Below are 6000 nucleotides of genomic sequence, written 5' to 3'. Positions count from 1 at the left end.
GGGATAACGGGAGCAACAGGAGCGACAGGAGCAACGGGAGCAACAGGAGCAACAGGAGCAACAGGGGCAACGGGAGCAACGGGAGCAACAGGAGCAACGGGAGCAACAGGAGCAACAGGAGTAACAGGAGCAACAGGGGCAACGGGGGCAACGGGAGCAACAGGAGCAACAGGAGCAACAGGAGCAACAGGGGCAACGGGAGCAACGGAAGCAACGGGAGCAACCGGAGCAACAGGAGCAACAGGAGCAACAGGGGCAACAGGAGCAACCGGAGTAACAGGTGAAACGGGAGCAACCGGAGTAACAGGTACAAGTATAACTGCGACGTATGCATTTGCGAATAATACGTCGGGTACGGCAATATCAGTATTACTTGGTGGGACAAATGTCACACTTCCGAATAATCAAAATATAGGACCTGGAATTACAGTATCTGGGGGGAACACAGTATTTACGGTCGCAAATGCGGGGAATTATTATATTTCATATACAATTAATATAACGGCTTCATTATTAGTTAGTTCGCGAATTACAATTAATGGTGCACCGCTTGCTGGGACTATCAACTCTCCTGCTTTAGCAACGACTTCATTTAGTGCAACAATTATTACGACTCTTGCGGCGGGGAGTGCAATTAGTTTGCAGTTGTTTGGATTGTTAGCTGTTGCAACATTATCAACGACTACACCTGGTGCAGTTTTAACGATTATAAGATTAAGCTAAGTAACGTGAACTCTCTTATTCTTTTAAAATTAAGAGAGTTTATACATATAATTAAGAAGTTAACGAAGTAAAGCATAGTTACATAAAAGTCAGAATATTATGATTGTAACGCTGTTATGACTATAATATAATGAAAACAACCATCATGAATGAACATTCATTTATTTTCACAAGTATTAGAAGGGGGAATGAGAGTGGAAAAACCTTGGCTGCAGAGCTATCCAGATGAAATTCCAGGAACAATTTCTTATGATATTCAGCCACTTCATGGATATTTAGAGAAAATGGCTGCTCGTTATCCAGAAAAGAAAGCGCTTCACTTTTTAGGTAAAGATGTTACATTTTCAGATTTCCATGACAAGGTAAAGAAGTTTGCGAATTACCTTCAAAGGCTTGGTATTGAAAAAGGTGATAGAGTTGCGATTATGTTACCAAATTGTCCACAATCTGTAATTGGTTATTATGGTACTTTGCTTGCGGGTGGTATTGTTGTACAAACGAATCCTCTTTATACAGAAAGAGAGCTTGAGTACCAACTTCATGACTCAGGAGCAAAAGTCATTCTTTGCCTTGATCTAGTGTTTCCGAGAGTTACTAATGTTCAAACTGCTACAAAGCTTGAGCACATTATCGTAACCCGTATTGCAGATTTTTTACCATTTCCTAAAAACTTACTTTATCCATTTGTGCAAAAAAAGCAGGCAAATCTTGTTGTGAATGTATCGGAAAGCGAAACGATTCATCTATGGAAATCAGTAGAAAGGGAAAGTAATGCTGATGTTGAAGTTCCATGTGATCCTGCAAATGATCTAGCTCTTTTGCAGTATACAGGGGGAACGACAGGATTTCCAAAAGGGGTTATGTTGACGCATAAAAACCTCGTTTCGAACACTTTAATGGGAGCACATTGGTTATATAATTGTAAAGAAGGGGAAGAAGTAATCCTTGGTGTCCTTCCGTTTTTTCATGTGTACGGGATGACAGCTGTAATGAATTTAAGTATTATGCAAGGATATAAAATGGTGCTTATTCCGAAGTTTGATATGAAAATGGTTTTTGAAGCAATTAAGAAACATAAAGTCACACTATTTCCAGGAGCACCAACCATTTATATTGCTCTATTAAATAGTCCTCTTTTAAAAGAATATGATATTTCTTCAATTCAGGCTTGTATTAGTGGTTCTGCACCGCTTCCTGTAGAAGTACAGGAGGAGTTTGAGAGAGTTACAGGTGGTAAATTAGTAGAAGGTTATGGATTAACTGAGTCATCACCAGTTACACATGGGAATTTTTTGTGGGAAAAACGAGTGCCGGGAAGTATTGGGGTACCGTGGCCAGATACAGAGGCAATTATCATGTCACTTGAAACAGGAGAGGCATTACCTCCAGGGGAAATTGGTGAAATTGTTGTAAAGGGCCCACAAATTATGAAAGGGTATTGGAATAAGCCAGAAGAAACGGCAGCTGTACTGCAAGATGGCTGGCTCCATACAGGTGATGTAGGATACATGGATGAAGACGGCTTTTTCTATGTGAAAGATCGTAAGAAAGATATGATCGTTGCTAGCGGTTTTAACGTATATCCTCGTGAAGTAGAAGAGGTGTTATATGAAAACGAAAAGGTGCAAGAAGTGGTAACAATTGGTGTCCCTGATCCGTATCGAGGAGAAACTGTAAAAGCATTTGTTGTTTTGAAAGAAGGCGCTGAGTGTTCTGAAGAAGAATTAGATCAGTTTGCACGTAAATATTTAGCAGCGTATAAAGTCCCGAAGGTATATGAGTTTAGAAGTGAGTTGCCGAAGACGACGGTCGGAAAAATTTTACGCCGTGTCCTAATAGATGAAGAGAAGAGAAAGAACGAGGATGAGCAAACGGGCTAAGGCCCTTTCTTTTTGAAAAAATAGGATTGACACTTTTCTAAATAGTCAGTATTATAAGAATATGAATGACTATTCATTCAGTCATCTTCTTGAAGGGGACAGTAAAGTGAAGAAAAATAGACCGAAATACAATCAAATTATTGATGCAGCAGTCATTGTGATTGCGGAGAATGGATACCATCAAGCGCAAGTTTCTAAAATTGCAAAGCAAGCTGGGGTAGCTGATGGCACGATTTATTTATATTTTAAAAATAAAGAAGATATATTAATATCCTTATTCCAAGAGAAGATGGGAGAATTTGTTGAAACAATTCGTCAAAAAATAGCAGGAATTGAAAGCGCTGTAGCGAAGTTATTCATGTTGGTAGAAACGCACTTCTTGCTGTTGTCACAAAATGATCCTCTTGCTATCGTTACGCAATTAGAGCTAAGGCAGTCCAATCAAGACTTGCGCCTTAAAATAAATGAAGTATTAAAAGGCTACTTACAAGTTATGGATGAGATTTTAGAGACAGGTATAAAGCAAGGTGAATTTCAGGCGGATTTAAATGTTCGCGTGGCAAGACAAATGATCTTTGGAACAGTAGATGAAGTTGTGACCAATTGGGTAATGAGCGATCATAAGTATGATCTGGTCGCACTTTCAAAAACGGTACATGGGCTACTTATTGCAGCTTGTGGTTATCGTCAATAATGGGAGGGATCATGTTGAAATTCCTATCTGTAAGAGTTGAAGATCATATTGCGGTGGCGACGTTAAATCATGCGCCAGCTAATGCGATGTCTTCACAAGTTATGCATGACGTTACTGAATTAATCGATCAAGTGGAAAAGGATGATAACATTCGTGTTGTTGTTCTACATGGTGAAGGGCGCTTTTTCTCAGCGGGAGCAGATATTAAAGAATTTACATCTGTTACTGAAGCGAAGCAAGCAACAGAGTTAGCACAGCTTGGACAAGTTACGTTTGAGCGTGTTGAAAAATGCTCAAAACCAGTTATTGCGGCAATTCATGGAGCGGCACTTGGCGGTGGCCTTGAGTTTGCTATGTCTTGCCACATGCGCTTTGTAACTGAAAGTACAAAGCTTGGTTTACCTGAATTAACACTTGGATTAATCCCTGGTTTTGCAGGTACACAGCGCTTACCACGTTATGTTGGTAAAGCGAAAGCTTGTGAAATGATGTTAACAAGTACACCAATTACTGGTGCAGAAGCATTACAATGGGGACTTGTTAACGGAGTGTTTTCTGAAGAATCCATTTTAGAAGATACACTTAAAATTGCAAAACAGATTGCTGGAAAAAGCCCAGCAACAACTCGTGCTGTGCTAGAGTTATTACAAACGACAAAATCGTCTCATTATTATGAAGGTGTACAGCGTGAATCACAGATTTTTGGTGAAGTATTTACGAGTGAAGATGGAAGAGAAGGTGTAGCAGCGTTTTTAGAAAAACGTAAGCCTTCATTTAGTGGTAGGTAGTCCAATTATTTTTTTAATAAAAATTAACAGAATTTTAAAATTGATAGAATCTTTCTGAAAAATAAGGGGGTAAATGAAATGAACATCTACGTACTCATGAAACGAACATTTGATACAGAAGAAAAAATCGTAATTAAAAACGGTGCAATTTACGATGGCGAAGCGGAATTCATCATCAACCCTTACGATGAATATGCGATTGAAGAAGCAATTCAAGTAAGAGATGCACAAGGTGGAGAAGTTACCGTTATAACAGTTGGTGGCGAGGATAGTGAAAAAGAACTTCGCACAGCATTAGCGATGGGCTGTGATAAAGCGGTACTAATTAACATTGAAGATGATGTTGAGAATGGTGACCAATTTACAACAGCAAAAGTGCTTGCTGAATATTTAAAAGATAAAGAAATAGATTTAATTTTAGGCGGGAACGTTGCGATTGACGGTGCATCTGGACAAGTTGGTCCACGAGTAGCTGAAGCGTTAAATATCCCATACGTAACGACGATTACGAAGCTTGAAATTGATGGTACAAATGTGAAGATTGAGCGTGATGTTGAAGGGGATACAGAAGTAATTGAAACATCATTACCTCTTCTAGTAACAGCGCAACAAGGTTTAAATGAACCTCGTTATCCATCGCTTCCAGGTATTATGAAAGCGAAGAAAAAGCCACTAGAAGCAGTAGAATTAGATGATTTAGATTTAGAAGAAGATGATGTGGAAGCAAAAACAAAAACAATCGAAATCTATTTGCCTCCTAAGAAAGATGCAGGAAAAGTGTTACAAGGCGAGCTGCAAGATCAAGTAAAAGAACTTGTATCGTTGCTCCACACAGAAGCGAAAGTAATCTAATAAAATACGAAATTATATATGCAGGAGGGAAAATCTATGGCTCGTAAAGTATTAGTAATGGGTGAAGTTCGTGATGGATCGCTACGTAACGTTTCGTTTGAAGCGGTAGCAGCAGCAAAAACAATTGCAGAAGGCGGTGAAGTGATAGGTCTTCTAGTTGGAGACAGCGTTGCCTCTTTTGCAAATGAATTGATTCATTACGGTGCAGATCGCGTTGTGACAGTTGAAAATGATAAATTGAAATCATATACATCTGATGGTTATGCACAAGCGTTTTTAGCTGTATATGCCGAAGAAAAGCCAGAAGGTATTGTATTTGGACATACAGCACTTGGTAAAGATTTATCACCAAAATTAGCAGCGAAATTAGAAGCAGGTTTGGTTTCTGACGTGACGGCTTTAGAAGTTGAAGGTGGAAATGTTATCTTCACTCGTCCAATTTACTCTGGTAAAGCATTCGAGAAGAAGATTGTAACAGATGGTATATTATTTGCGACAGTGCGTCCAAATAATATCGCAACTCTTGAAAAAGATGAATCTCGCACAGGTGAAGCGTCTTCTATTACAGTTGATGTGAAAGACTTACGTACAATCATTCAAGACGTTGTCCGTAAAACGGCAGAAGGTGTTGATCTTTCTGAAGCGAAAGTTATTATCGCTGGCGGACGCGGTGTGAAGAGTGAAGAAGGATTTAAACCATTGAAAGAGTTAGCTGACGTACTAGGCGGCGCTGTTGGAGCATCTCGTGGTGCTTGTGACGCTGAGTATTGTGATTACTCATTACAAATTGGTCAAACAGGTAAAGTTGTTACACCAGACTTATACATTGCATGCGGAATTTCTGGTGCGATTCAGCATTTAGCTGGTATGTCTAACTCAAAAATAATCGTTGCGATTAACAAAGATCCAGAAGCAAGTATCTTCAAAGTAGCTGACTACGGTATTGTCGGTGATCTATTTGAAGTATTACCTCTTTTAACAGAAGAGTTTAAAAAATTAAAAGTACATTCATGATTTGAGTACCCTTGAGTTCCAAGTGAAGTACCCCTATATATAGAAAAAG

Annotated in this window: 6 protein-coding genes; all 6 read left to right on the top strand. The window is 39.3% G+C overall.

Annotation, left to right across the window (positions count from 1 at the left end; translation table 11 throughout):
* The coding region (locus BWGOE10_RS22580) for a BclA C-terminal domain-containing protein (protein ID WP_415858227.1) at window positions 1-723 on the top strand (723 nt) is incomplete at its 5' end.
* Between the two features lie 194 nt (window positions 724-917).
* Window positions 918-2603 carry a long-chain-fatty-acid--CoA ligase gene (locus BWGOE10_RS22575; RefSeq protein WP_070145034.1) on the top strand — a complete coding sequence of 562 codons (1686 nt, stop codon included), beginning with the start codon at window positions 918-920 and terminating at the stop codon, window positions 2601-2603.
* A 61-nt stretch (window positions 2604-2664) separates the two neighbouring features.
* Window positions 2665-3297 carry a TetR/AcrR family transcriptional regulator gene (locus tag BWGOE10_RS22570; protein ID WP_002015398.1) on the top strand — a complete coding sequence of 211 codons (633 nt, stop codon included), beginning with the start codon at window positions 2665-2667 and terminating at the stop codon, window positions 3295-3297.
* Window positions 3298-3308: 11 nt separating this feature from the next.
* Entirely contained in the window at window positions 3309-4085 is a 777-nt protein-coding gene (locus BWGOE10_RS22565) for an enoyl-CoA hydratase (RefSeq protein WP_070145033.1), read from the top strand.
* Between the two features lie 78 nt (window positions 4086-4163).
* Window positions 4164-4937, top strand: a complete 774-nt coding sequence (etfB, locus tag BWGOE10_RS22560; RefSeq protein WP_002138523.1) for an electron transfer flavoprotein subunit beta — start codon at window positions 4164-4166, stop codon at window positions 4935-4937.
* Between the two features lie 36 nt (window positions 4938-4973).
* A complete protein-coding gene (gene etfA / locus BWGOE10_RS22555) occupies window positions 4974-5951 on the top strand; it encodes an electron transfer flavoprotein subunit alpha (protein ID WP_070145032.1) in 978 nt (325 codons plus the stop codon).
* Window positions 5952-6000: the final 49 nt, after the last annotated feature.

This window comes from Bacillus mycoides, from assembly GCF_001757995.1.
Lineage (GTDB): Bacteria > Bacillota > Bacilli > Bacillales > Bacillaceae_G > Bacillus_A > Bacillus_A mycoides_B.
Note: the sequence above shows the minus strand (reverse complement) of the source record. Positions and strands in the feature narration are given on the sequence as shown.

Coding starts and splice junctions, on each gene's coding strand:
- etfA (WP_070145032.1), top strand. CDS start 4,974: ATGGCTCGTAAAGTATTAGTAATGGGTGAAGTTCGTGATGGATCGCTA.
- etfB (WP_002138523.1), top strand. CDS start 4,164: ATGAACATCTACGTACTCATGAAACGAACATTTGATACAGAAGAAAAA.
- BWGOE10_RS22570 (WP_002015398.1), top strand. CDS start 2,665: ATGAATGACTATTCATTCAGTCATCTTCTTGAAGGGGACAGTAAAGTG.
- BWGOE10_RS22565 (WP_070145033.1), top strand. CDS start 3,309: ATGTTGAAATTCCTATCTGTAAGAGTTGAAGATCATATTGCGGTGGCG.